The sequence below is a fragment of the Micromonospora matsumotoense genome (genome assembly GCF_900091525.1).
Classification (GTDB): Bacteria; Actinomycetota; Actinomycetes; order Mycobacteriales; family Micromonosporaceae; genus Micromonospora; species Micromonospora matsumotoensis.
On record NZ_FMCU01000022.1, the window covers coordinates 61,318 to 85,522 of the forward strand.

Below are 24,205 nucleotides of genomic sequence, written 5' to 3' on the forward strand. Positions count from 1 at the left end.
CTCGCTGCGCTCGGTGCCGGCCCGGGACACCAGCGCGCCGGATCGATGATTCACTCGCTGGCGCTCGCTCATGCCTCGTCCTCGTTACCAGGGCTCTCGGGGGCCGGTGCCACGCCGCCGGTCGTACCGCCGGTCGCCTCACCCGGGGTGGCCGCGCCGCCCGCCGGGGCCGACCTGCGGGCGTCGGGGGTGATGCCGGCCATCAGCAGGCCGATCTCCTCGCGCGGGGTGTCCGGGCCGACGATACCGATGATCCGGCCCCGGTACATGACCGCGATCCGGTCGGCGAGGCCGATCACCTCGTCCAACTCGCTGGAGACCACCATGACGGCGGTGCCGACGTCGCGCTCGCGGATGACCCGGCTGTGGATGAACTCGATCGAGCCCACGTCCACCCCCCGGGTGGGCTGGGCGGCGATGAAGAGCTTCAGCGGCCGGGACAGCTCCCGGGCCACGATGACCTTCTGCTGATTGCCGCCGGAGAGGGTGCCCACCGCCGCGTCCGCCGACGGGGTACGCACGTCGAACTGGGCGATCCGCTCCCGTGCGGAGGAGGCGATCGCGTCCGGCCGCAGCGCCAGGCCCTTGCCGAACGGCGGCCGGTCGTAGATGTCGAGGACCAGGTTCTCCGCGACGCTGAACTCCTTGACCAGGCCGTCGACGCTGCGGTCCTCGGGCACGTAGCCGACCCCGGCGCGGAGCACCTTCTTGGTGGACCAGCCGTGGATCGGCTCGCCGTCGAGGGTCACCGTGCCGGCGAGCGTCGGGCGCAGCCCCATGATCGCCTCGATCAGCTCGGTCTGCCCGTTGCCCTGCACGCCGGCCACGCCGAGCACCTCACCGGCGCGTACGGTCAGGTCGATGCCGTCCACCGCGCGGATCTGCCGGTCGTCGTCGACGACCAGGCCGGCGACCTCCAGGATCGGCCGGCCCGGGGTGGCGGGCTGCTTGTCCACGGTGAGCCGGACGTTGCGGCCGACCATCAGCGCGGCCAACTCGTCCCGGCTCGCCTCGGGGGAGGCGGTGCCGACGGTCCGGCCGCGCCGGATCACGGTGATCCGGTCGGCGATGGCCTTGACCTCGCCGAGCTTGTGGGTGATGAAGACGATCGACTTGCCGGCCGCCTTGAGCGACCGCATGACCGTGAGCAACTCCTCGGTCTCCTGCGGGGTGAGCACCGCGGTCGGCTCGTCCAGGATCAGCAGGTCGACGTCGCGGGTGAGCGCCTTGACGATCTCGACCCGCTGCTGGATGCCGACCGGCAGGTCCTCGATCACCGCGTCCGGGTCGACCCGCAGGTGGTACCGGGCGGAGACCTCGGCCACCTCGCGGCGGGCCCGCCGCCGGTCCAGGAAGCCGACGATGCCGCCCCGGACCTGCTCGGCACCGAGCATGATGTTCTCGGTCACGGTGAAGACCGGCACCAGCATGAAGTGCTGGTGCACCATGCCGATCCCGGCGGCGATCGCGTCGGAGGGGCCCTTCAGCTTCAGCGGCTGGCCGTCGACCAGGATCTCGCCCTCGTCGGGCTGGTAGAGCCCGTAGAGCACGTTCATCAGGGTCGACTTGCCGGCACCGTTCTCGCCGAGCAGGGCATGGATCTCTCCAGGCTCCACCGTCAGGTCGATGTGATCGTTGGCGACCAGATCACCGAACCGCTTGGTGATGCCGCGCAGTTCGAGTCTCAGCGCAACCTCCTGGAGTGCGAGCGATGGTGCAGCCTAGCTGCCGGTCGACCGGCCACCGGGGTGCCGGCCGACCGGTGCGCGGACCGGCCGCCCCGACGCCCGTGGGTTCCCCCACGTACGCCGGGACGGCCGGTCGTCATGCCTGGTGCCCCGCCGGCCGCCGCTGCCGATGATCCCATCGCGGCGGCCGACGCGGCGGTCACTTGGTCGGCTGGGCCTTCGAGGTGACCGTGATGGTGCCGGCGGCGATGTCCGCCTTGAGCTTGTCGACCTCGGCCTTGAGGTCCGCCGGGACCTTGCTGTCGAAGTCGTGGTACGGGGCGATCGAGACACCGTTGTTGGCCAGGTTGCCGACGAAGCCCGGGGTGGCGGCGAGCTTCTCGCCACCGGCGGCCTTGAGCACGGCGTCCTTGACGGCGTCCGGGATGTTCTTGACCACGGTGGTCAGCAGCGCCGCGCAGTCCGGGGTGCTCTCGCAACCGTCGACGTCGACCCAGACGACCGAGTACTTGCCGCCCGAGGCCTTCGCCGCGGAGGTGGTGCCGAGGCCCGCGCCACCGGCGACCGGCATGACGATGTCGGCGCCCTGGGCGACCAGCGCGTCGGAGACCTTCTTGCCCTCGTCCTGCTTGGCGAAGTCGTTGGTGAAGGAACCCTTCTGGGTCGCCTTGTCCCAGCCCAGCACCTGGACGTTCTTGCTCTTGGTCTTGTTGTAGTGCGCCACGCCGTCGGCGAAACCGTCCATGAAGATGGTCACCGGCGGGATCGGCAGGCCACCGTAGGTGCCGACCTTGCCGCTCTTGGTCATCCCGGCGGCCAGGTAGCCGGCCTGGAAGGCGGCCTGGGCCGTGTCGAACTGCATCGGGTAGACGTTGGCCGTGGCCGGGTTCGCGTCCACGATGCCGAACTGCTGGTTCGGGTTCGCGGCGGCGATCTTCTTGGTGGCGTCCTGCATCAGACCACCGACGGCCAGGATGAAGTCGCACTTCTGGTTGACGTACCCGGTCAGGTTGACCTCGTAGTCCGCCTCGGCCTTGGACGCGACGTACTTGATGTCGATCTTGTCGTTGGCCTTCTTGGCCTCCTCCAGGCCCTTCCAGGCGGAGGTGTTGAACGACTTGTCGTCGATGCCGCCGACGTCGGTCACCATGCAGGCGCTGTACTTCTTGTCGCCGCTGCCACCGGCGTTGTTGTCGTCGTCCGGCGCCTCGCCACACGCGGCAGCACCCAGCACGAGCCCACCCGCCGCGATGGCAGAGGCGATCCGCATCCCACGCACAGAGCGCAAGACGTCTCCTTCCATTGCACACCGCCTCGTGCGGTGGCAGCCCTTGAACCGACAAGCGTTGTGCCGCCGGCATCCCACGTTACGGACGGGAGCGTAGCCCCACGCCCACCCACCGGCCGCCAATCGTGCACGACTGTTGAACGCTCGTTATCCCGGCGTAACCCGGGGGTGGGGCACCTCACTCAGCGTGCCAGTGCTGACCGGCCCGGTGTCGCGAACGCCGGTTTCCCGGCGGCCCCGCCGGTTACCGCCAGAACACCGCCACGGCGGCCGTGACCAGGGTCAACCCGACGATCGCCAGGAAGTGACCACGGGCCACCTGCTCCCGCTTCCGGGAGAAGAAGACCATGACGAAGATGAGCAGGGCCAGCACCAACTTGGTAACAAGCTTGGCCGGGGCCGGCTCGTCGCCGTCACGCAGCGGCGCGGACAGGCCCACACCGGTCAGCAACTGGATCACCGAACCCCAGAGCATGGCCGCGTTGATCCGCAGCCGGCCGCTGACGTACTGGGCGACCGCGCCACCGAGCAGCAGCGCGAACCCGATCAGATGGACATAGAGAAGAATCAGTCGGAGAGCTTCCACGCCCGCCATCCTCCCCCATCAACGACACTTTGTAGTAGTTGGCCCGCGGGCTGAGTTCAATCCGTGATCTCCCCGGTCAGAGCTGCCAGACCTGGAAGGTCGGGCCGTCGCCGGGGAGGGTGATCCCACCGTCGGCGGCGCGACGCAGGGCCGGCGCGCCCCCGTGGACGTTCTCCCCGTCCGGACCGGACGCGGCACCCCCGGCGGACGGCAGGCCGGTCAGCCGGACCGGTGGGCCGGCGGCCCGGCGGGCCAGCACCAGCACCGTGCCGGTCGTCGCCTCGCGCAGGAAGACCAGGGTGTCGGCGTCCACGTGCACCCAGCGCAACCCGCCGTGCCGCAACGCCGGGATGTCCCGACGCAGCGCCAGCAGCGCCCGGTACGCGGCAAACGTCCCGACATCCCAGGTCTGCGGCCGGTGCCACGGCATCGGGGTACGCGAGTCCTCGCCGTTGCCGCCGGTCAGGCCCAGTTCGTCCCCGGCGAAGACGACCGGGGTGCCGGGCATGGTGGCGAGCAGCCCGGCCGCCACCTCCTGCCGGGCGGCGTCCCCCACCACGGTGCGGACCCGGGCCGAGTCGTGCGAGCCGAGCAACTGCCACGAGTGGGTGTACGACCGCCAGGAGATCAGCGACCGGAAGCTGTTCATGGTGGCGAGCACCGCGTGGGCGTCCCGCCGCCGCACCCCGCCCGGCGTCCCGAGGAAGTTCGGCACCGGCCCGTCCCCACCCCACGCCGGCCGGGGTGCGGAGGCGTCCCCGGGTACAGCGGCGTCCCCGGGTGCGGAGTTCTCGTGCCGCAGCCAGGACCACACCGGGTCGGTGAAACCGACATAGTTCATCGTGCCGTGCCAGCCGTCGGAGTCCAGGTCACCCGTGTGGTCGTGGCCGTGCTCGGCGAGCAGCAGCCCGTCGGCCCGGGTCTGCGCGACCACCTCCCGCAGCAGCCGCGCCACCTCGTGGGTGTACGCGTCCGCGCCCCGCCGGCCGGTCATGTTGGCCACGTCGACCCGCCAGCCGTCCAACCCGTACGGCGGGCGCAGCCAGCGGCGCAGCAGCGAGTCCGGGGCGGTGGCGAAGCGGCGACGCAGCTCGGCGCTGCCCCAGTTGAGCTTCGGTAGCGACCGCACCCCGTTCCACGACTCGTACGCCGGCTCCCCGTCGCCGCCGGTGGTCACGTCGAAGTAGTACAACTCCCGCTCGGGGGCGTCGACGTCGGCCAGGGCGCGGGTGAACCACTCGTGCGCGTCGCCGGTGTGGTTGCTGGTGATGTCACCGAGCAGCCGCCAGCCCCGGGCCCGGACGGCGTCGGCCAGCCGGACCAGCGCCGCGTCCCCGCCGAGCAGCGGGTCGACCGTGTCGAAGCCGGCCGCGTCGTAGCGGTGGTTGGAGCGGGCCGGAAAGATCGGCGTCAGGTAGACGGTGTTGACGCCGAGCCGGTCCAGGTGGTCCAGCCGTTCGGTGATGCCGTCCAGGTCGCCGCCGTAGAACTGGCGCGGGGTCTCCGGCCCCCGCCCGATGACCGGGGTGTCCCAGTCGCACGGGATCGCCCAGTCCGGCGGGGTGCGGCCATCGGCGTCGGCGGAGCGGGCGAACCGGTCGGGGAAGATCTGGTAGATCAGCGCGTCCCGGGCCCAGGCGGGCGGCGGGGCGTGGCTGACCAGCTTGAAGTCGCCGTGGTCGGGCACGTCGTGGTCGATCTGGCCGGCGGCGTTCAGCCAGCGGTAGCCGGTCGTCCCGGTGAGCATGAACCGGTAGTTGCTGACCGGGTTGCGGACCTCGACGTCGGCCCGCCACCACACGTCGTGGCCGTCCCGGCGGTCGACGGTGGCCTCGACGAAGCGCGGTTCGCCGTCCCCGGTGGTCCGGACGTGCACCTGCCGGACGTCGGTCCCCTCGGGCACCCGGACGAAGACCGGCACCCGCTGCCCGAGGGCGGGTTCCTGCTCGGGCACGTACAACGCCGAGCCGTCGTGGTGCGGCAACAGGGACATCGGATGACCTTTCGCGTCGATCGGACAGAGAGACCGGGGTCGTCCGCCCCGCCGGTCTCCCGGTCACGACGGACACCCGAAAACTGCTCCGGTGTACGTCGACCCGACGCCCTTGCCGCAGCGTGCCGTACCTGTAGAACGCCGGCCCAACGCCGGCCGCCCATGATCAACTCAAGGGGAGCGATACAGCGGTATCCACCCGACCACGACACCGCTATATCGCCCCACCACCCGCCCCCGCACGAACCCCGACCACCACCCGCCCACACGAACCCCGACCACTTAGCCCGCACACCGCGGTGCAGCGGCCACCCCTCCGCTCAACCGCACCGCGAAACAGCGGCCACCCCCCGATTCACCCCTTGACCGCCCCGACGGTGAGGCCGGAGACGATGTAGCGCTGGAGGAGTTGGAAGACCAGCACGGTGGGGATCGCGGTGAGCAGGGTGCCCGCCGCGAAGATCCCGAAGTTGTTGTTCCGCTCCCCCGCCACCAGGCCGAACATGCCGACCGCGAGGGTCTTGGACCCGGTGTCGGTGAGGAACACGTTGGCGATCATGAACTCGTTGATCGTGCCGATGAACGACAGCAGCGCGGTCACCGCCAGGATCGGCGCCACCAGCGGCAGCATGATCCGGAAGAAGACCTGGGCGTGGCTGGCGCCGTCCATGGTGGCCGACTCGTCCAGCTCGCGCGGCAGGGTGTCGAAGAACCCCTTCATCAGCCAGGTGTTCATGCCCAGCGCGCCGCCCATGTAGAGCAGGAGCAGGCCCCACGGGGTGTTGAAGCCGATCGACGGCCACAGGTCGGTGACCCGGGTGAAGATCAGGAAGATCGCCACGATCGCCAGGAACTGCGGGAACATCTGGATCAACAGCAGGGTCAGCAGCCCGAACCGCCGGCCGGTGAAGCGCATCCGGGAGAACGCGTACGCCGCCAGTGAGGACAGGAAGATCGACACGAAGCTCGCCCCGCCCGCGATGAGCAGCGAGTTGAGGAACCAGTTGCCGAACTCGGTCCGCGAGAACAGGTTGCCGAAGTTCTCCAGGGAGGCCCCGGTCGGCAGGAGTTGGGTCGAGGAGAGGGTGCCGAGCGGGTTGAGCGCGGCGGAGAGCACGAACAGGATCGGGAAGAGGCTGAACGCCACCGCCAGCACGCCGACGACGTGCCGCCAACCGACCTGGGTGAACCACCGGCTCCCGCGCCGGCCGGCGGCGTTCGGGTGGGTCGTCACGAGTAGACCTCCTCCTGCTGGCGGGTGCGCCGGAAGCTGATCGCCGAGACCGTGGCCACGATCGCGAAGATGAAGATCGACACTGCGGCGGCCAGCCCGAACTCGGCGCCCTGCGCGCCGAAGGCCAGCCGGTAGGTGTACGTGATCAGCAGGTCGGTGGCCCCGTTGGTCGGGTTGTCCGGCGCGAACGGGCCGCCCTCGGTGGTGAACCAGATCGCGTTGATGTTGTTGAAGTTGAACGCGAACGACGCGATCAGCAGCGGCGAGAGCGCCACCAGCAGCAGCGGCAGGGTGACCGCCCGGAACGACTGCCACGGTGACGCGCCGTCGACCGAGGTGGCCTCGGTCAACTCCCTCGGGATGGCCTGGAGCGCACCGGTGGCCACCAGGAACATGTACGGGTAGCCCAGCCAGAGCTGCACCAGCAGCACCGCCACCCGGGCCGACCAGGCCTCGCCGAACCAGTCGACGCCGAGGCCGAACAGGTTGTTGATCAGGCCGAAGTCGGTGTTGAACATGTCCCGCCAGACCAGCAGCATCGCGAACGACGGCATGGCGTACGGCAGGATCAGGAACACCCGGTAGAGGTTGGTGCCCCGCATCCGGGGCGAGTGCAGGGCCAACGCGATCGCCATGCCGAGTCCGAAGGTGAACCCGGTGGAGCCGATCGCGAAGGCGAAGTTCCACAGCAGGGTGCCGAAGAACGGGCCGGAGATGTTCGGGTCGGTGAGCACCCGGGCGAAGTTCTTCAGCCCGACGCCGACCTGCCAGCCCTGGGCGAGCCGCTCGCCGTCGGCCGCGACGAAGGCGCCGACCGTGCCGTCGGCCGTCCAGGTCCGCCCGGTCTCGCTGTCGGTGATGCAGTCACAGCTGCGGTCGTACGCCCGGATAGCCTTGCCCTCGTAGGCCCGGGACAGGCCGTTGGAGCGCAGCGCGCCCCCCGGGGTCGGCACGACCAGGTCGGTGATCTCCTGGCTGCGGACGCTGGCCTGGCCGAAGTTGAGCACGGTGTAGCCCTGGGCGGCGGTGACCTTGCCGGCGGGCGTGACGGTCACGTCGGCGGCGTCGAGCGGGCGCAGCCCGTCGCTGTCCCCGGCGGAGACCGTGCCGGTCGACGGGTCGGTGACCAGGAAGACCAGCGGCCCGGTGGCCGGGTCACCGGTGGTGGCGATGGCGAGGGTGTACTCGGCGGAGCCGGGGACCTGCTTGACCGAGGAGCTGCCGATGGCGACGATCGCGTCGTCCTTGGCGCCCCGGTGGCCGTCGCCGAAGTTGGTGAACGCGGTGCTCGCGGTGTAGAGCACCGGGAAGACCTGGAAGGCGATCAGGAAGATCGTGCCGGGCACCAGGTACTTGGCCGGGATGTGCCGGCGGGTGAGGTAGAGGTAGCCCAGGCCGACGGTGGTGACCACCAGGACGGCCAGTCCGACCCAGAGCTTGGCGGCGATGAGCGGGAAGGCCGCCCAGATCGCGATCCCGGCCACCAGGCCGAGCAGGATCACCTTGACGATGAGGCCGGTCGCGGTGATCGGCGCGTGCTGGCGCGCGGTACGGGTCGTTTCCGGGGGCCCGGAGCGGACGGGCCCCCGGCCCGGGGCCTGCTGGGCAGACCCCGGGCCGGACGGCGTGCGCATTACTTGATCTGACCGGAGATCGTCTTGCCGGCGGCGGTGACGGTCTTCGCCGGGTCGGCGCCACCGATGACGGCGGCCTCCGCCTTGCCGAACGGGTCCCAGATCGCGGCCATCGCCGGGATCGCCGGGAGCACCTGGCCGTTCCTGCCCGCCTCGGAGAACTTGGCCAGGTCCGGGTCGGTGCCCTTCACCTGGTCGAACGCGGCGGTCAGCGCCGGCGGACGCGGCTCGGCCTGGTAGAGCGCCACCGCCAACTCCGGGGTGGTAACGTAGTTGGTGACGAACTCCTGTGCCAGCGCCTTGTTCTTGCCCTTGGCGGCCACATAGAACGCCTGGACGCCGACGAACGGCTGGGCCTGCTTGCCGCCGGCGAAGCCGGGGACCGGGGAGATGTCGTAGGAGATGTCGGCCTTCTTGGCGTCGGCGATCGCCCACGGGCCGGAGACCAGGAAGGCGCACTTCTTGCCGGTGAAGGTGGCGATCGAGTTCTCGCCGGTGATGGAGCGCTTCAGCGCGCCGTCGCCCTTCTCGCCGAGCTTGCCGATCTTCTTGAACGCCTCGATCGACTCCGGCTTGCCCACGCCGAGGTCCTTCGGGTCGTAGTCGCCGTTGGCGGTGGTGCCGAAGAGGTAGCCGCCGGCCGAGGTGTAGAGCGGGTAGACGTGGTAGGCGTCGCCGTTCTGGCCGGACTGGAGGCAGAGGATCTCGCTCGCCTTCTTGTCGGCCTTGAGCTTCTTGCCGGTGGCGACCAGATCCTCGATCGTCTTCGGCGCCTCGGGGGCCAGCGCGGTGTTGCGGATCAGCGCGATGTTCTCGGTGGCGTAGGGGACGCCGTAGAGCTGACCGTTGAAGGTCACCGCCTTGATCGCGGTCTCGTTGAAGCTGGACCTCTGCGCGGCGGCGAGCTGCACCGGGTCGATGGCGCCGTTCTGGACCAGGTTGCCGATCCAGTCGTGCGCACCGACCACGACGTCCGGGCCGCTGCCCTGCTGGGAGGCGGTGACGAAGTTCGTCTGGAGGTCCTTGGAGACGGCCTGCACCTCGACGGTGACCCCGTTATCCTGGCCGAACTTCTCGGCGAACGGCTTGAGGGCCGCGGTGCGCTTGTCGTCCGCCCAGATGACGAGCTTGCCGCCCGCCGCCGGGGAGGTCGCCTTGGTGGCCGGTTCGTCGTTGCTGTTGTCGCCGCCGCAGCCCGACGCGGCGAGCGCCAGGCCGAGAACGGTGACCACACCCGCGGTACGGATGCGCATCGGTACTCCTGTCGTCATGGCGAAGCCGACCGCCGGGGGAAGGGCGGCCTCGCCGTAGGAACTCTGGAAGTTCTTGCCAACCGGCGCCGGGCAGGCCGCGCCGCTGCTGTCGCGTGTTGCCGGGACGTTAGCAAGAGGTTGCAGATTATGGAAGGGTTTGCAGAAGCACACGCAAGAACTTGCCCTTGGGTTAAAGTTCGGCCATGCGCGCTCGACTGTCCGACATCGCCCAACAGGCCGAAGTCAGCGAGGCCACGGTGTCGCGGGTGCTCAACGACCGCCCCGGCGTGGCCCCCGAGACCCGGCAGGCCGTCCTGACCGCCCTCGACGTGCTCGGCTACGAGCGCCCGGCCCGGCTGCGCAAACGCAGCGCCGGGCTGGTCGGGTTGGTGGTGCCGGAGCTGGAGAATCCGATCTTCCCGGCGTTCGCCCAGGTGATCGAGTCGACCCTGGCGCAGAGCGGCTTCACCCCGGTGCTGTGCACCCAGACCCCGGGTGGGGTCACCGAGGACGAGTACGTGGAGATGCTGCTCGACCGGCAGGTCTCCGGGATCGTCTTCGTCTCCGGCCTGCACGCCGACACGGCGGCCAACCACGACCGGTACCGCGCGCTGATCGCCCGGCCGCTCCCGGTCGTCATGATCAACGGGTACGCACCGGGCATCGCCGCGCCCTTCGTCTCCTGCGACGACCGGGAGGCCACCGAGCTGGCCGTGGCGCACCTGGTCGCGCTCGGGCACCGGCAGATCGGCCTGATCACCGGGCCGGACCGGTTCGTGCCGGTGCAGCGTCGGGTGGCCGGCTTCCGGGCCGCGATGACCCGGCTGGGCTCCACCGGCAGCGAGCTGGACGCGCTCGCCGAGCTGTCCCTGTTCGGCGTCGAGGGCGGCGAGGCCGCCGCCGGTCGACTGATCGAGCGCGGGGTCACCGGCATCGTCTGCGGCTCCGACCTGATGGCGTTGGGCGCGGTCCGGGCCGGCCGGCAGCGCGGGCTGTCCGTCCCCGGCGAGCTGTCGGTGGTCGGCTACGCGGCTCCGACCTGATGGCGTTGGGCGCGGTCCGGGCCGGCCGGCAGCGCGGGCTGTCCGTCCCCGGCGAGCTGTCGGTGGTCGGCTACGACGACTCGCCGCTGATGGCCTTCACCGATCCGCCGCTGACCACCATGCGGCAGCCGGTGGCCGCGGTGGCGGCGGTCCGGGCCCTGGTCGACGAGATCAACGGGCACGCCGCCCCGCACTCGGAATACCTGTTCCGCCCGGAGCTGGTGGTACGCGGGTCCACCGCGGTGGTACGCCAGGCCGGCCCCGGCCGGTCCCGCCCGGCACCCCCCGCCCTCGCCGTCCCCGCCTGACCTGCCGGCCTAACCTGCCCGCCGTCGGATCGGGCGGACGCGGTGCCCGTCGACGGGTCCACCTCCCGGCTGCTGGGACGAGTGTGCAGCAAGCCCACCCTGGCCGCAGGGTGACGGACGTCATTTCTTGCGCAATCCCTGCTTGACTCTTGCAGCATTCGGCCGGCATTCTCTCCACACCCGCGTCCCCACCCCATTGCCGCGCGGGTGCACCGTCCCGCCACAGAACGGGGATCTCCGCCGATGACCGCCGCCACCGACCGCACGCCGCTGACCTCCGACGACTGGTGGCGCTCCGCGGTCGTCTACCAGGTGTACGTCCGCAGCTTCGCCGACTCCGACGGCGACGGTGTCGGCGACCTCCAGGGCATCCGGCAGCGGCTGCCCTACCTGCGTGACCTCGGCGTGGACGCGCTCTGGCTGACCCCGTTCTACACCTCGCCGCAGATCGACGCCGGCTACGACGTGTCCGACTACCGGGACGTCGACCCGCTCTTCGGCGACCTCGCCGACTTCGACGCCATGATCACCGACGCGCACGCGCTGGGCCTGCGGATCATCGTGGACCTGGTGCCGAACCACACCTCCAGCGCGCACCCGTGGTTCACCGCCGCCCTCGCCGCCGGCCCCGGCTCCCCGGAGCGGGCGCGTTACCTCTTCGCCGACGGCCAGGGCGCGCACGGCGAGCTGCCGCCGAACGACTGGGAGAGCATCTTCGGCGGCCCCGCCTGGACCCGGCTACCGGACGGCCAGTGGTACCTGCACCTGTTCGACCCGGCCCAGCCGGACCTGAACTGGCGGCACCCGCAGGTGCGCGCCGAGTTCGAGGATGTCCTCCGCTTCTGGCTCGACCGGGGCGTCGACGGATTCCGGATCGACGTCGCCCACGGCATGATCAAGGCGGAGGGGCTGCCGGACGTCGGCTTCAGCTCGATGACCACCGGCCGGCGTCAGTCGGAGCTGCTCGGCAAGGGCCGGCTGCCCTACTTCGACCAGGACGAGGTGCACGAGATCTACCGGGCCTGGCGGCCGATCCTGGACAGCTACCCCGGTGGCCGGATGGCGGTCGCCGAGGCGTGGGCGGAGACCCCGCAACGGCTGGCCCGTTACATCGGCCCGGACGAGCTGCACCAGGCGTTCAGCTTCGACTTCCTCGACGCCACCTGGTCGGCCGACTCGTTCCGCAAGGTGATCGACACCGCGCTGGCCGAGTCGACGATCGTCGGCGCGCCGACCACCTGGGTGCTGTCCAACCACGACCGGCAGCGGCACGTCACCCGGTACGGCGACGGCGAGATCGGCCTGCGCCGGGCCCGCGCCGCCGCCCTGCTGATGCTGGCCCTGCCCGGCTCCACCTACCTCTACCAGGGCGAGGAGCTGGGCCTCCCCGAGGTGCTGGACCTGCCCGACGCGCTCCGCCAGGACCCGGCGTTCCTGCGTACCGGGGAGAGCCGCGACGGCTGCCGGGTGCCCATCCCGTGGAGCGGCGAGCTGGCCCCGTACGGCTTCGGTCCGGAGGGCGGCGCGCTGAGCTGGCTGCCGGCCCCGACGACCTGGCGGGCCCTCTCGGTGGCCGCCCAGACCGGGACGCCCGGCTCGACGCTGGAGCTGTACCGGGCGGCGCTGCGGGCCCGGCACGAGCACCCGGCGCTGGCCGCCACCGCCGGCCCGGTGGTCTGGCTGGAGACCGGGCCCGGCGTGCTGGCCTTCCATCGCTGCGCCGACGACGCCGTGCTGACCTGCGTGGTCAACCTCAGCGGTGCCCCGGTCCGGATCGACGGGTACGGCCGGCCCGTGGTGGCCAGCACAGACCTCACCGCGCAGGACACCGGACACGTCCTGCCGGTGGACGCCGCCGCGTGGTTCGAACGGCGTTGAGCCGGGTAACCCGCCATTGACCTGGTCGTCCGTTGTGCCCCGCGCCGACGGGCGACTGGGCTGCCGACCCCTTGTGGTGGGGGGTGAGGTGGCACCGGCGTCCCGGGGAGTCCGCTTCCCGGGACGCCGGCGCTCCATCGCGTACCGCGTCGGCACCGTCGGTGGCCGGCACCGGTCGACGACGGCCCCCGAGCGGTCACCGGCCGGTGGAGCCGTCACCGCCCGCGCAGCAGCGCGGCGATCCGCCCGAAGCCCGCCCGCACCTCCGCCTCGGCCGGTACGGGCGGTGGCTCCGGCCGGTCCGCCACGGCGGCCGCCGGCTCCTCCTGCTCGTCGAGGACCTCGTCGAAGTCGCCGTAGAGGTCGGCCGCCTCGATCCGGGCCTCCTCGTCCTCGGCGGCGAGCTGCGATGCGGCGATCTCGCCCCGGATCTCCTCGGCCGACAGCGCCGGCAACAGCGGCTCGACCACCGCCAGCAACTGCTCGTCGGCCACCACCGCCTCGGCCAGGGCCAACGCGTGCGGGCGCTCGTACGGGCCGCAGACCACCGGCTCCCACTCCGCCGGGTCGCCGAGCGGGCCGACCGTGATGATCCACGGCAGGCCGAGGATCGGCGAGTCGTCCGGCAGGTCCAGCGTCACAAGTGCGCCCACCGGCTCATCATGGCCGGTCCGACCGGCACTCGCTGCGGCATTTGCCCCATTCATCTTTTTCCACGACTGTCGGCCCCCGCTACCGGGAGCTGTCGTCAGGGGGCGTCCAGGGCGGCGCGGACCAGGGCCAGCGCCCGGTCGGGTGGCACCCCCAGCCGGGCCGCCTCCTCCGCGTACCGGGTGGCCGCCCGCTGCAACCGGTCCGCCGCGTCGTCCCGCCCCGGGGCGACGAAGCTGCCGTGCCGGCCCCGGGTCTCCAACAGCCCGGCCGACTCCAGCTCCCGGTAGGCGCGGGCCACCGTGTTCACCGCCAGCCCCAGCTCGGCGGCGAACTGCCGCACCGGAGCCAGCCGGGTGCCCACCGCCAGCCGGCCGTCCCCGATCATCTCGGCGAGCTGCGCACGCACCTGCGCGTACGGGGGCACCGCCGAACCCGGATCGATCTCGATCGGCATCAGCCCGCTCCTCCCGGCGTACCCGGATCGGTCTCCTCGTCGACGTCGGCCTCGACGTTGACCTGCCGCATCACCGCGCCCTCGGAGAGGTCGACGACCCGGCCGTGCCGGCTGGTGGCGGCGAGCGCGGCACCGAAGAGCACCAGCTGGTTGAGCAGGTAGAGGTAGAGCAGCACGGCCACCGCACCGGTCACCACGGCGTACGCCGGGTTCCGCTCGGTCCGCACGATGTAGAACCGGCCGACCGTGTTGAGCAGGGTGATCCCGACCGCGACCAGGATCACCACCGGCCGCAGTCGTCGCCGGCTCATCCGCAGCCGGGGCACCGCCACCAGCAGCGCCGTCGCCAGCACCGCGTTGACCAGCACGCTGAGCACGGCGCTGATGGTGGTCAGCCCCACCGACCCGGTGGCCCGCAGCAGGAAGCGCAGCACCGACTCCAGCGCGTCCACGGCCGCCACCGAGATGCCCAGCATGACGAAGACCAGCAGCAGCACCCCCAGATCCACCAACTGGCGCACCACCAGGTTGCCCGGCTGCTGGTTGAAGCCGTACATCAGCCGCTGCGACGACCGGATCGCCTCCACCCAGCCGATCCCGGTGAAGCCCAGGATGACCAGGCCCACCACCCCGACCGCGTTGCTGCTCTCGGCGATCTGCTGCGGGTCGAGGAAGGGCAGGTTGTCCCGCAGGAACTCCGCGGCCGCGTCGGAGACCTCGTCATTGTCCTCCAGGATGGCCCCGAAGGCCGAGTACGCGACCAGGGCGAGGGCGAAGACCGCAAAGAAGCCGTAGTAGGCGATGGCGGCGGCCAACCGACCGCCCAGCACCTCGCTGTAAAGGTCCACCGCCCGCCAAACATGGTCGAGCCGGGGCCACCGGCTCCGGGCCGCGGTGAACCGGCGGTCCATGCCGGCCGTCCACCGGCCCCACGCGTCCACCACGTCATCCTCGCCGATCTGTCGTCGCCGGGCCGGTCAACCGGCTGCCGGCGGGAGGGGGTGCCGGCCACCGGCGGGTGGGGGTGCCGCCCGCACGGGCGCTCCGACCGGCCACCGGCGGCGCGGGTCAGCCGCCGAGCCGGAAGTCCCGGCGCGGCTGCCACCGGGTCTGACCGCTGTGCGAGAACAGGGTGAACGCCTCCACCTCGAACATCGCCGAGAAGTCGGCGAGATCCTCGTACGCCCGGTCCAGCGCCTCGGGGGCGACGTCCTGGGCCACGGTGACGTGCGGGTGGTACGGGAAGCGCAGCTCCCGGTGCAGGTGGGGCGCGGCGTTGATGGCGGCGGCGAGCAGCTCGCACTCGCTGATCCCGGCCGCCACCGCGACGAAGACCACCTGGGTCACCGGCCGGAACGTGCCGGTCCCCCGTAGGTGCAGGGTGAACGGCAGGTGGGTGGCGGCCACCTCGGCCAGGTGCGCCTCGACCGCCCCCAGCGCGGCCACCGGGATCTCGGTCGGGCCGAGCAGGGTCACGTGCGCCGGGACGACCTGCGGGTCACCCGTCTGCGCCCGCCGTCGGGTGAGCAGCTCACCCCACGGCTCGGGGATGTCCACCGCGATCCCGATCTGGATGGTGTCGCCGGCCACCGGAACCTCGTCCCTGCGATCCACGCTCCGCGCCACCCCTCCGGCCATCGTCTCGACCCGCACCGCCGCCCCGCCCACGACTACTCGAAGCGGACCGGCGCAAGGAACCCGACCCGCTCGTACGCTGTGCGCAGCGTCGGCACGGTGACCTCCCGGGCCTTCTCCGCGCCGGCGGCGAGCAGCTTGTCGAGCTGCGCGGGGTCGTCGAGGTAGCTGCGGGTGCGCTCCTGGATCGGGGTGACGAACTCGCGGACCACCTCGCCCAACTCCTTCTTGAGATCGCCGTACCCCCGGCCCGCGTACGCGGCCACCAGGTCGTCGATGCTCCGGCCGGAGAGCGCGGAGTGGATGGTGAGCAGGTTGGACACCCCGGGCTTGGTCTCGGTGTCGAAGACGATCTCCCGGCCGGTGTCGGTCACCGCCGAGCGGATCTTCTTGGCCGAGCGGGCCGGCTCCTCCAACAGGTCGATGATGCCGGTCGGCGAGGACGACGACTTCGACATCTTCGCCGTCGGCTCCTGAAGATCCGTGATCTTGGCAGTGTCCTTGACGATGTGCGGGGCGGGCACCGTGAAGGTCGGCCCGAACAGCGAGTTGAACCGCTGGGCCAGGTCCCGGGAGAGCTCCAGGTGCTGCCGCTGGTCCTCGCCGACCGGCACCACGTCGGCCTGGTAGAGCAGGATGTCGGCGGCCTGGAGGATCGGGTACGTGAACAGGCCGACGCTGGACCGGTCGCTGCCCTGCTTCTGCGACTTGTCCTTGAACTGGGTCATCCGGCTCGCCTCACCGAACCCGGTGATGCAGCCCAACACCCAGGCCAACTGCGCGTGCTCGGGCACCTGCGACTGGACGAACAGGGCGCTGCGCTCCGGATCGATGCCGACCGCGAAGAGCTGCGCGGCGGCCACCCGGGTGCGCTGCCGCAGCACCGCCGGATCGTGCCCGGCGGTGATCGCGTGCAGGTCGACCACGCAGTAGAACGCCTCGTGGGTGTCCTGCAACGCCACCCAGTGCCGCACCGCGCCCAGGTAGTTGCCGAGGTGGAACGAGTCGGCCGTCGGCTGGATGCCGGAGAAGACGCGGGGGCGGGCGGGAGCGTCGGACATGCCGGCAATTCTGTCAGTAACCACCGGCGTACGTCATGACGGGCCGGCGGGTCGACTCGCCGCCGATCCCGCCGGGGCGGTGACCTCGCGTCGCGGCTCCGGCAGGCGGGCGGCGGAGACCGCGACCCGGGACACCCGACGCCCGTCGAGGGCGAGCACCCGCAACAGCCAACCGTCGGTCGACTCCGCCGTCGGCGGATCATCCGGCGGGACGACCGGGACCTCGTCCCCGGCCACCGGGAGCCGGCCGAGCGCCGCCATCACGTACCCGCCGACCGTCTCGTACGGGCCGGCGGGCAGTGGCACCCCGGTCCGCTCGGCGAAGTCGGCCAGGTTGAGCCGACCGTCCACCACGGCCGGCAGGCCGGCGGACGCCGGTTCGGGTGGGCCGGCGTGCTCGTCGTGGATCTCCCCGACGAGTTCCTCGATCAGGTCCTCGCAGGTGACGATGCCGGCGGTGCCGCCGTACTCGTCGACCACCACGGCGAGGTGGTGGCCCTCCCGGCGCATCTCGGTCAGCGCGGCGAGCACCCGCTTGCTGCCGGGCAACCGCTTCACCTCCCGGCTCAACCGGCCCACCGGGGTCGCCGGGTCCAGGTCGGGGCGGAGCAGCACGTCCCGCAGGTGGACGAAGCCGACCACGTCGTCGTGGGTGCCGTCGACCACCGGGTAGCGGGTGTGCGGGTCGACCCGGACCAGCCGTTCGGCCTCGGCCAGGGTCAGGTCGGCGGCGAGGAAGACCACCTCGGTCCGGGGCATCATCACCTCACGGACCAGACTGGCCCCGGCGACCAGCACCTCGTCGATGATCCGCCGTTCGTCGGGGTCGAGGACGGTGTTCGCGGCGACCAGGTCGCGCAGTTCGTGCTCGCTGATCCTCTCCCGACCGGCGGCGGGGCTGGCGCCGAGCAGGCCGGTGACGAGCCGGGTGGCGCCGTCGGCGGCCCGGACGACGAGCCGGGCGACGCTGCGGGCCATCGGTCCGGGTGCGCGTCGGGTCCGCCCCGGGGCGCGTCTCCGGGGCCCGGGACCGCCCGCTTCCCGCATGGAAGTGATGGTAGGGCCGCCAGCCACGGACGGTGGGCGATGTTCGGATCTGTTCAATCTTGGAGGTTCGTGATGGAATAGCGCCGACCCCGCGACGCACAGCGCGACGACAGCACCCGCCCGTAGGGTGATCACGAACGGCCGCAGCGGGCGCGGCCAGGCAGGAGGACCGACGTGAAACTGCTCGTCACCGGCGGTGCCGGGTTCATCGGCAGCGTGGTGACCCGGATGCTGCTCGACGCCGGCCACCGGGTGACCGTCCTGGACGACCTGCGCACCGGCCACCGGGCGGCGTTGGCCCCCGACGCCACCCACGTCGACCTGCCGGTGCACGAGGCCGCCCAGGTGCTCACCCCCGACGCCGGCTACGACGCGGTGCTGCACTTCGCCGCGCTGATCGCCGCCGGTGAGTCGATGGTCCACCCCGAGCGCTACTGGCACGCCAACACGGTCAGCTCCATCGCGCTGATCGACGCCGTCCGGGCCGCCCGGGTGCCACGCATGGTCTTCTCCTCCACCGCCGCCGTCTACGGCAACCCGGTCGAACTGCCCATCCCGGAGACCGCCGTCAAGGCCCCCGCCAACACGTACGGGGCCACCAAGCTCGCCGTCGACCTGGTGCTCACCTCCGAGGCGACCGCGCACGACCTGGCCGCCGTCTCGCTGCGCTACTTCAACGTCGCCGGGGCGTACCTGCGCGACGGCCTCGCCATCGGCGAACGGCACGACCCGGAGACGCACCTCATCCCCATCGCCCTGGACGTCGCCGCCGGCCGGCGGGAGAAACTCCAACTCTTCGGCGACGACTACCCCACCGTCGACGGCACCTGCGTGCGCGACTACATCCACGTCGAGGACCTGGCCCGCGCCCACCTGCTGGCGCTCACCGCCGCCGTGCCCGGACGGCACCGCATCTACAACCTCGGCAACGGCAGCGGCTTCACCAACCGGCAGGTCGTCGACGTGGTCCGCGAGGTCACCGGTCACCCGCTGCCCGTCGAGATCGCGCCCCGCCGCGACGGCGACCCGGCCGAACTCGTCGCCTCCTCGGCGCTGGCCCGACAGGAACTGGGCTGGGTGCCCGAGAAGCCCACCCTGGCCGACATGGTGGGCGACGCCTGGGCCTTCTACCGCACGCACGTCCTGGGCCAGTCGTGACGCCGGGACGACCCGCCGCCGCACCCGACGTCGCCGACCGCGCCACCGCCGGCTTCTCCCGGGGGTACGACGCGCAGCCGGCGGGCCGCTGGGCGGCACCCGGACGGGTCAACCTGATCGGCGAGCACACCGACTACAACGACGGCTTCGTGCTGCCCTTCGCCCTGCCGCTGCGTACCGTGGTCGCCGCCGGCCCGCAGCCCGGCGAACGCTGGACGGTCCGGTCGGAGATCGCCGACCGACCGGTCGACTTCGGCGCCGCCGAGGCCGACTCCCCCGGCCGGGTCACCGGCTGGGGTGGGTACGTCGCCGGCGTGGTGTGGGCCCTGCGTGAGGCCGGGTACGCCGTCCCCGGCGCCCGGCTGGCGATCGCCTCCGACGTGCCGCTCGGCTCCGGGCTCTCCTCCTCGGCGGCCCTGGAGGCGGCGGTGCTCACCGCCCTGGCCGACCTGGGCGGGCTGGACCTGCCCGCCGCGCACCGCCCCCGGCTGGCCCAACGCGCCGAGAACGGCTATGTCGGCGCACCGACCGGCATCATGGACCAGTCCGCGGTGCTCCGCTGCCGCGCCGGCCACGCCCTCTTCCTCGACTGCCGTGACGAGTCCGTCGAACACATCCCGTTCGACCTGGACGCCGCCGGCCTGGCCATCCTGGTGATCGACAGCCGCGCCCCACACCAGCACGCCGACGGCGAGTACGCCTCCCGTCGCGCCGCCTGCGAGCGGGCCGCCGACCTGCTCGGGGTGCCGGCCCTGCGGGACGTGCCGGTCGCCGACCTCGATGCCGCCCTGGACCGCCTACCCGACGACGAGACCCGACGACGGGTCCGACACGTGGTCACCGAGAACCAACGGGTGCGCGACACCGTCGAGTTGCTGCGCGCCGGCCGGGTGCCCGAGATCGGGCCGCTGCTGACCGCCTCGCACGCCTCGATGCGGGACGACTTCGAGATCACCGTCCCCGAGGTCGACACCGCCGTCGAGGCGGCGCTCGCGGCCGGTGCGCTCGGTGCCCGGATGACCGGCGGTGGCTTCGGCGGCTGCGTCCTCGCCCTGGTCGAGGCGGCCCACTCGGACGCGGTGGCGACCGCCGTCCGGGCCGCCTACGCCGCGCGCGGCTTCACCGCCCCCACCACCCTCACCGCCCTCCCCGCCCCCGGCACCACCCGCCTCCCCTAACCCCCGCTCCCGCCCCGCAGCCCCCTCCCCTGCCCCGTCCCGCCGCGCCGCTCCCCCGTTGATCAAGAGCTTTACGTCATCCCCACGCCAGATCCCGACCCAAACCTCTTGATCACCGAGCCGCCCAGCGGGGGCCGCCGGGCAAGGGGGCGGTGATCAAGAGGTTTGGGTCATTCCGGGGGCGGAAGTTGACGTAAAGCTCTTGATCAACGGGGGGTGGAGAAGCGATGGGTGGGGACGCCGAGGGTGGCGGAGGGAGGGGGAGGGGGTGGGGGTGGGTTAGGCGGTGTCGACGATCATGCCGGCGGCTACGGTGCGGTTGGTGGCCTCGTCGATGATGATGAAGCCGCCGGTGGTGCGGTTGCGGCGGTACTCGTCGGCCAGCAGCGGGATGGTGGTGCGCAGCCGGACCCGGCCGATCTCGTTGAGGCGCAACTCGCTGGCGGTCTCGTCGCGGTGCAGCGTGTTGATGTCGAGGCGGTAGTACAGGCCACGCACGATCGTCCGCGCCGTCCGGGTGGTGTGTTTGATCGTGTACTTGCCGCCGACCTGGAGTGGGCGGGTCTCGTCCATCCAGCAGACCATCGCCTCGATGTCCTGGGAGACGGTGGGCGCGTTGTTCGGGCGGCAGATCATGTCGCCGCGCGAGATGTCGATCTCGTCGTCGAGTCGGACGGTCACCGACATCGGCGGGAACGCCTCGTCCACCGGGCCGTCGGCGGTCTCGACCGAGGCGATCCGGCTGGTGAAGCCGGACGGGAGCACCATCACCTCGTCGCCGGGTTTGAGCACGCCGGAGGCGACCTGACCGGCGTAGCCCCGGTAGTCGGTGACGGTGGTCGACTGCGGGCGGATCACGTACTGCACCGGGAACCGCACGTCGACCAGGTTCCGGTCCGAGGCGATGTGCACGTGTTCCAGGTGGTGCAGCAGCGACGGGCCCTCGTACCACGGCATGTGCTCCGAGCGGGTGACGATGTTGTCCCCCCGCAGCGCCGACACCGGCACCACCGCCAGGTCCGGCACGTCGAGCTTCGCCGCGAAGGCGGTGAACTCGTCGGCGATCTGCTCGAAGACCTCCTGGGAGTAGTCGACGAGGTCCATCTTGTTGACGCACAACACCAGGTGCGGCACCCGCAGCAGCGAGCACAGGAACGCGTGCCGCCGCGACTGCTCCACCAGCCCCTTCCGCGCATCCACCAGCACCAGCGCCAGGTCGGCGGTGGACGCGCCGGTGACCATGTTGCGGGTGTACTGGGTGTGCCCCGGGGTGTCGGCGATGATGAACTTCCGCCTCGGGGTGGCGAAGTAGCGGTACGCCACGTCGATGGTGATGCCCTGCTCCCGCTCGGCCCGCAGACCGTCGGTGAGCAACGCCAGGTTGGTGTACTCGTCACCCCGGGCCGCGCTGACCGCCTCCACCGCCGCCAACTGGTCGGTGAACAACGACTTCGTGTCATAGAGCAGCCGACCGATCAGGGTCGACTTGCCGTCGTCCACACTCCCGGCGGTGGCGAACCGCAACAGGTCCATCGGTCGGGCCTCGATCTCGGGCGACACTGTCTCGGCGCTCATCAGAAGTAGCCCTCCCGCTTACGGTCCTCCATGGCGGCCTCGCTGACCCGGTCGTCGCCCCGGGTCGCGCCCCGCTCGGTGATCCGCGTCGCGGCCACCTCGTCGATCACCCGGTCCACGGTGTCCGCGTCCGAGCGCACCGCCGCCGTGCAGGAGGCGTCGCCGACCGTGCGGTACCGTACCCGGGCCTTGACCGGCTGCTCACCCGCCCGGGGGTGGAAGAACTCGTTCACGGCGTAGAACATGCCGTCGCGTTCGACCACCTCACGGTCGTGGGCGAAGTAGATCGACGGCAGCGGGATCGCCTCCCGGGCGATGTAGTGCCACACGTCCAGCTCGGTCCAGTTGGACAGCGGGAACACCCGGATCGACTCACCCGCATGATGCCGGCCGTTGTACAACGACCACAGCTCCGGCCGCTGGTTCTTCGGATCCCACTGCCCGAACTCGTCCCGGAACGAGAACACCCGCTCCTTGGCCCGCGCCTTCTCCTCGTCCCGCCGCGCCCCACCGAACAACGCGTCGAACCGGTGCTTCTCCACCGCGTCCAACAACACCGGCGTCTGGATCCGGTTACGCATCCCGTCGCCGGACTCCCGCACCGTCCCGGCGGCCAGGGCGTCGGGCACGCTCGCCACGATCAGGTGCAGACCCAACTCGGCCACCCGCCGGTCCCGGTAGTCGAGCACCTCGGGGAAGTTGTGCCCGGTGTCGACGTGCATCACCGGGAACGGCACGCCGGCCGGGGCGAACGCCTTCTGCGCCAACCGGAGCATCACGATGGAGTCCTTGCCACCGGAGAAGAGCAGCACCGGCCGCTCCATCTCGGCAACCACCTCACGCATCACGAAGATGCTCTCCGCCTCGAGCGCGTCGAGCTGGGAGACCTGGTAGAAGCGGCCGGGGGCGGTCATGCCACAGGCTCGATCGGCGCGGATCCGTTCATGGATTCCAGACCTTTCCGGTCGGACAAGTCAAAAACAGCGCTCAGGCTACCCGGAATGCCTCTGCAACGCTGCAAGCAACCGGCTGGCGAGATCCTTGCGGCAGACCAGCAGGTCCGGCAGGCGCGGGTCCGCCTCGTTGTATCTCAGCGCAGAACCGTCGATTCGGGAAGCGTGCAGCCCGGTGGCCGTCGCCACAGCGATCGGGGCCGCCGAGTCCCACTCGTACTGGCCGCCCGCGTGGATGTAGGCGTCCACGTCACCGGTCACCACCGCCGCGATCTTCGCCCCCGCCGAACCCATCGGCACCAGTTGGGCGCCCACGTCCCCGGCCAGGTCGGTGAGGAAGGCCGGCGGCCGGCTCCGGCTCGCCGCCAACCGCAGCGTACGGTCGCCCGAGGTCGCCGCCTCCACCGTCATCGGCGGGTACGCCGGCGGATAGTCCGTGCCCAGCACCCGGTGCTGCGCCGGCAGACCCACCGCGCCCGCCACCAACCCGTGCGGCGACGGCGCGTTACGCGCCCAGAGCGCCACGTGCACCGCCCAGTCGGCGCGTCCCTCCTCGGAGAACTCCCGGGTGCCGTCCAGCGGATCGATGATCCACACCCGGTCGGCGGTCAGCCGGGAGACGCCGTCCGTGGAGTCCACCAGCCGGGACCCCTCGTCCTCCTCGGAGAGGACGGCGTCACCGGGCCGCCACTTCGCCAGCTCGCTGCGGATCAGATCGTGCGAGACCTTGTCCCCGGCCGCCTTCAACGCCGCCGCGTCCGCGAACCCCATCTCGGCGCGCAACTCCAGCAGGGCCTGCCCGGCCCGGTCCGCCAGCCAGCGGGCGAACGCGCCGTCGATCATCGGAGGACTGCCCACGAACTCGCTCCCGTCGCCAACCACGGCCCGCGCGGGGCGTGCCACGTCAGAACGCGCAGACTACCGCCATCCCCGCCGCGCCACGAGAACGCCCCCCGCGACTTCAGGCCCCGTGGTAGGCGTTCTGGGTCGGCTCCACACCCTTCGTGATCACCGACTCCACCATGTCGGCGGCCCGATCCACCAGGAACTCCAACTCCTTGCGTTCCGCCGTGCCGAAGTCCGACAGCACGTAGTCCGCCGGGTCCTGCCGCCCCGGCGGCCGGCCGATGCCGAACCGCACCCGGGCGTACTCCTTCGTCCCCAACGACTTCGACATCGAACGCAGACCGTTGTGCCCGCCCTCGCCGCCGCCCAGCTTCACCCGCAGCTGCCCGTACGGGAGGTCCAGCTCGTCGTGCACGGCGATCACCCGATCGGCCGGGATCTTGTGGAACTGCGCCAGCGCGGCCACCGGCCCACCCGACAGGTTCATGTACGTCTGCGGCTTGAGCAGCACCAGCTTCGGCCCGCCGAAACCGATCCGCCCCTCGGCGACATCCGCCACCACCCGCTTGTACCGCCCGAACCGCCCACCCAGCCGTACGGCGAGCAACTCGGCGACCATGAAGCCGACGTTGTGCCGGTTCCCGGCGTACTCCCGACCCGGGTTGCCCAGGCCGGCCACCAGCCACGGCCCCGTCTCGTCCGTCACGTCCCGTACCTCCCGCTCGCCGTCTGCCCGCCG

Annotated in this window: 22 protein-coding genes; 5 read left to right on the plus strand and 17 right to left on the minus strand. The window is 71.5% G+C overall.

The genetic code is table 11. From position 1 onward, the window contains the following. Positions 1 to 68: 68 nt before the first annotated feature. The 7 genes from GA0070216_RS29105 to GA0070216_RS29135 all read right to left on the minus strand — a co-directional run bounded on the left by GA0070216_RS29105 (position 69) and on the right by GA0070216_RS29135 (position 9,676). A complete protein-coding gene (locus GA0070216_RS29105; RefSeq protein WP_091252781.1) occupies positions 69 to 1,688 on the minus strand; it encodes an ABC transporter ATP-binding protein in 1,620 nt (539 codons plus the stop codon). A 199-nt stretch (positions 1,689 to 1,887) separates the two neighbouring features. Then, entirely contained in the window at positions 1,888 to 2,958 is a 1,071-nt protein-coding gene (locus GA0070216_RS29110) for a BMP family lipoprotein (RefSeq protein ID WP_176739192.1), read from the minus strand. Positions 2,959 to 3,220: 262 nt separating this feature from the next. Then, entirely contained in the window at positions 3,221 to 3,562 is a 342-nt protein-coding gene (locus GA0070216_RS29115; RefSeq protein ID WP_091252785.1) for a hypothetical protein, read from the minus strand. A 76-nt stretch (positions 3,563 to 3,638) separates the two neighbouring features. After that, positions 3,639 to 5,555 carry a glycoside hydrolase family 13 protein gene (locus GA0070216_RS29120; RefSeq protein WP_091252788.1) on the minus strand — a complete coding sequence of 639 codons (1,917 nt, stop codon included), beginning with the start codon at positions 5,553 to 5,555 and terminating at the stop codon, positions 3,639 to 3,641. A gap of 355 nt (positions 5,556 to 5,910) precedes the next feature. Beyond that, positions 5,911 to 6,789 carry a sugar ABC transporter permease gene (locus tag GA0070216_RS29125; RefSeq protein ID WP_218108306.1) on the minus strand — a complete coding sequence of 293 codons (879 nt, stop codon included), beginning with the start codon at positions 6,787 to 6,789 and terminating at the stop codon, positions 5,911 to 5,913. Continuing rightward, the gene (locus GA0070216_RS29130) at positions 6,786 to 8,423 is read right to left on the minus strand and encodes an ABC transporter permease subunit (RefSeq protein WP_091252790.1); all 1,638 of its coding nucleotides are present in this window, start codon (positions 8,421 to 8,423) and stop codon (positions 6,786 to 6,788) included. The genes GA0070216_RS29125 and GA0070216_RS29130 overlap by 4 nt, the downstream gene beginning before the upstream one ends. Further along, on the minus strand, positions 8,423 to 9,676 hold the full coding sequence (locus GA0070216_RS29135; RefSeq protein WP_091252791.1) for a sugar ABC transporter substrate-binding protein: 1,254 nt from the start codon (positions 9,674 to 9,676) through the stop codon (positions 8,423 to 8,425). The genes GA0070216_RS29130 and GA0070216_RS29135 overlap by 1 nt, the downstream gene beginning before the upstream one ends. Before the next feature lie 203 nt (positions 9,677 to 9,879). Between GA0070216_RS29135 and GA0070216_RS29140 the strand changes: the two genes are divergently transcribed. From GA0070216_RS29140 to GA0070216_RS29145, 3 genes are all read left to right on the plus strand, one after another. After that, positions 9,880 to 10,719: a LacI family DNA-binding transcriptional regulator gene (locus GA0070216_RS29140; protein WP_245722807.1), complete on the plus strand. Its 840-nt coding sequence runs from the start codon at positions 9,880 to 9,882 to the stop codon at positions 10,717 to 10,719. Then, complete coding sequence (locus GA0070216_RS36715) at positions 10,614 to 11,027, plus strand: substrate-binding domain-containing protein (protein ID WP_245722809.1); 414 nt, start codon at positions 10,614 to 10,616, stop codon at positions 11,025 to 11,027. Before GA0070216_RS29140 ends, GA0070216_RS36715 begins: the two co-directional genes overlap by 106 nt. Positions 11,028 to 11,270: 243 nt before the next feature. Continuing rightward, positions 11,271 to 12,905: a glycoside hydrolase family 13 protein gene (locus tag GA0070216_RS29145; RefSeq protein ID WP_091252793.1), complete on the plus strand. Its 1,635-nt coding sequence runs from the start codon at positions 11,271 to 11,273 to the stop codon at positions 12,903 to 12,905. 215 nt (positions 12,906 to 13,120) lie between these two features. Here the strand turns inward: GA0070216_RS29145 and GA0070216_RS29150 are convergent, their stop codons facing one another. From GA0070216_RS29150 to GA0070216_RS29175, 6 genes are all read right to left on the minus strand, one after another. Next, positions 13,121 to 13,558 carry a hypothetical protein gene (locus GA0070216_RS29150; protein WP_091252795.1) on the minus strand — a complete coding sequence of 146 codons (438 nt, stop codon included), beginning with the start codon at positions 13,556 to 13,558 and terminating at the stop codon, positions 13,121 to 13,123. A 95-nt stretch (positions 13,559 to 13,653) separates the two neighbouring features. Further along, entirely contained in the window at positions 13,654 to 14,013 is a 360-nt protein-coding gene (locus GA0070216_RS29155; RefSeq protein ID WP_091252797.1) for a GntR family transcriptional regulator, read from the minus strand. After that, complete coding sequence (locus tag GA0070216_RS29160) at positions 14,013 to 14,924, minus strand: YhjD/YihY/BrkB family envelope integrity protein (protein ID WP_091252867.1); 912 nt, start codon at positions 14,922 to 14,924, stop codon at positions 14,013 to 14,015. The genes GA0070216_RS29155 and GA0070216_RS29160 overlap by 1 nt, the downstream gene beginning before the upstream one ends. A 157-nt stretch (positions 14,925 to 15,081) precedes the next feature. Continuing rightward, positions 15,082 to 15,651, minus strand: a complete 570-nt coding sequence (locus GA0070216_RS29165) for a 2'-5' RNA ligase family protein (protein WP_091252865.1) — start codon at positions 15,649 to 15,651, stop codon at positions 15,082 to 15,084. A 32-nt stretch (positions 15,652 to 15,683) separates the two neighbouring features. Further along, positions 15,684 to 16,709 carry a tryptophan--tRNA ligase gene (gene trpS, locus GA0070216_RS29170; RefSeq protein ID WP_091252800.1) on the minus strand — a complete coding sequence of 342 codons (1,026 nt, stop codon included), beginning with the start codon at positions 16,707 to 16,709 and terminating at the stop codon, positions 15,684 to 15,686. Between the two features lie 33 nt (positions 16,710 to 16,742). Continuing rightward, positions 16,743 to 17,756, minus strand: a complete 1,014-nt coding sequence (locus GA0070216_RS29175; protein WP_091252802.1) for a hemolysin family protein — start codon at positions 17,754 to 17,756, stop codon at positions 16,743 to 16,745. 228 nt (positions 17,757 to 17,984) lie between these two features. On the opposite strand from GA0070216_RS29175, the gene galE reads away from it, so the two are divergent. Together galE and galK are read left to right on the plus strand one after the other, a co-directional pair. Further along, a complete protein-coding gene (galE, locus tag GA0070216_RS29180; protein WP_245722810.1) occupies positions 17,985 to 18,914 on the plus strand; it encodes a UDP-glucose 4-epimerase GalE in 930 nt (309 codons plus the stop codon). After that, positions 18,911 to 20,092, plus strand: a complete 1,182-nt coding sequence (gene galK, locus GA0070216_RS29185; RefSeq protein WP_091252817.1) for a galactokinase — start codon at positions 18,911 to 18,913, stop codon at positions 20,090 to 20,092. The genes galE and galK overlap by 4 nt, the downstream gene beginning before the upstream one ends. 279 nt (positions 20,093 to 20,371) lie before the next feature. Here the strand turns inward: galK and cysN are convergent, their stop codons facing one another. From cysN to pth, 4 genes are all read right to left on the minus strand, one after another. Then, a complete protein-coding gene (cysN, locus tag GA0070216_RS29190) occupies positions 20,372 to 21,667 on the minus strand; it encodes a sulfate adenylyltransferase subunit CysN (RefSeq protein WP_091252820.1) in 1,296 nt (431 codons plus the stop codon). After that, the gene (gene cysD, locus GA0070216_RS29195) at positions 21,667 to 22,581 is read right to left on the minus strand and encodes a sulfate adenylyltransferase subunit CysD (protein ID WP_091252823.1); all 915 of its coding nucleotides are present in this window, start codon (positions 22,579 to 22,581) and stop codon (positions 21,667 to 21,669) included. The genes cysN and cysD overlap by 1 nt, the downstream gene beginning before the upstream one ends. Before the next feature lie 78 nt (positions 22,582 to 22,659). Beyond that, complete coding sequence (locus GA0070216_RS29200; protein WP_091252825.1) at positions 22,660 to 23,463, minus strand: 3'(2'),5'-bisphosphate nucleotidase CysQ; 804 nt, start codon at positions 23,461 to 23,463, stop codon at positions 22,660 to 22,662. Between the two features lie 118 nt (positions 23,464 to 23,581). Beyond that, positions 23,582 to 24,172 (minus strand): aminoacyl-tRNA hydrolase, encoded by a 591-nt coding sequence (gene pth, locus GA0070216_RS29205; protein ID WP_091252827.1) that lies wholly within the window; start codon positions 24,170 to 24,172, stop codon positions 23,582 to 23,584. Positions 24,173 to 24,205: the final 33 nt, after the last annotated feature.

What these genes read in the sequence shown, in the direction of transcription:
- GA0070216_RS29200 (WP_091252825.1), bottom strand. Translation starts at nt 23,463, where the DNA reads ATGATCGACGGCGCGTTCGCCCGCTGGCTGGCGGACCGGGCCGGGCAG.
- GA0070216_RS29140 (WP_245722807.1), top strand. Translation starts at nt 9,880, where the DNA reads ATGCGCGCTCGACTGTCCGACATCGCCCAACAGGCCGAAGTCAGCGAG.
- GA0070216_RS29145 (WP_091252793.1), top strand. Translation starts at nt 11,271, where the DNA reads ATGACCGCCGCCACCGACCGCACGCCGCTGACCTCCGACGACTGGTGG.
- GA0070216_RS29130 (WP_091252790.1), bottom strand. Translation starts at nt 8,423, where the DNA reads ATGCGCACGCCGTCCGGCCCGGGGTCTGCCCAGCAGGCCCCGGGCCGG.
- GA0070216_RS29175 (WP_091252802.1), bottom strand. Translation starts at nt 17,756, where the DNA reads ATGCGGGAAGCGGGCGGTCCCGGGCCCCGGAGACGCGCCCCGGGGCGG.
- cysD (WP_091252823.1), bottom strand. Translation starts at nt 22,581, where the DNA reads ATGACCGCCCCCGGCCGCTTCTACCAGGTCTCCCAGCTCGACGCGCTC.
- GA0070216_RS29165 (WP_091252865.1), bottom strand. Translation starts at nt 15,651, where the DNA reads ATGGCCGGAGGGGTGGCGCGGAGCGTGGATCGCAGGGACGAGGTTCCG.
- galE (WP_245722810.1), top strand. Translation starts at nt 17,985, where the DNA reads ATGCTGCTCGACGCCGGCCACCGGGTGACCGTCCTGGACGACCTGCGC.
- GA0070216_RS29155 (WP_091252797.1), bottom strand. Translation starts at nt 14,013, where the DNA reads ATGCCGATCGAGATCGATCCGGGTTCGGCGGTGCCCCCGTACGCGCAG.
- GA0070216_RS29160 (WP_091252867.1), bottom strand. Translation starts at nt 14,924, where the DNA reads ATGGACCGCCGGTTCACCGCGGCCCGGAGCCGGTGGCCCCGGCTCGAC.
- GA0070216_RS29120 (WP_091252788.1), bottom strand. Translation starts at nt 5,555, where the DNA reads ATGTCCCTGTTGCCGCACCACGACGGCTCGGCGTTGTACGTGCCCGAG.
- GA0070216_RS29110 (WP_176739192.1), bottom strand. Translation starts at nt 2,958, where the DNA reads ATGCGGATCGCCTCTGCCATCGCGGCGGGTGGGCTCGTGCTGGGTGCT.
- trpS (WP_091252800.1), bottom strand. Translation starts at nt 16,709, where the DNA reads ATGTCCGACGCTCCCGCCCGCCCCCGCGTCTTCTCCGGCATCCAGCCG.
- cysN (WP_091252820.1), bottom strand. Translation starts at nt 21,667, where the DNA reads ATGAGCGCCGAGACAGTGTCGCCCGAGATCGAGGCCCGACCGATGGAC.
- GA0070216_RS29135 (WP_091252791.1), bottom strand. Translation starts at nt 9,676, where the DNA reads ATGCGCATCCGTACCGCGGGTGTGGTCACCGTTCTCGGCCTGGCGCTC.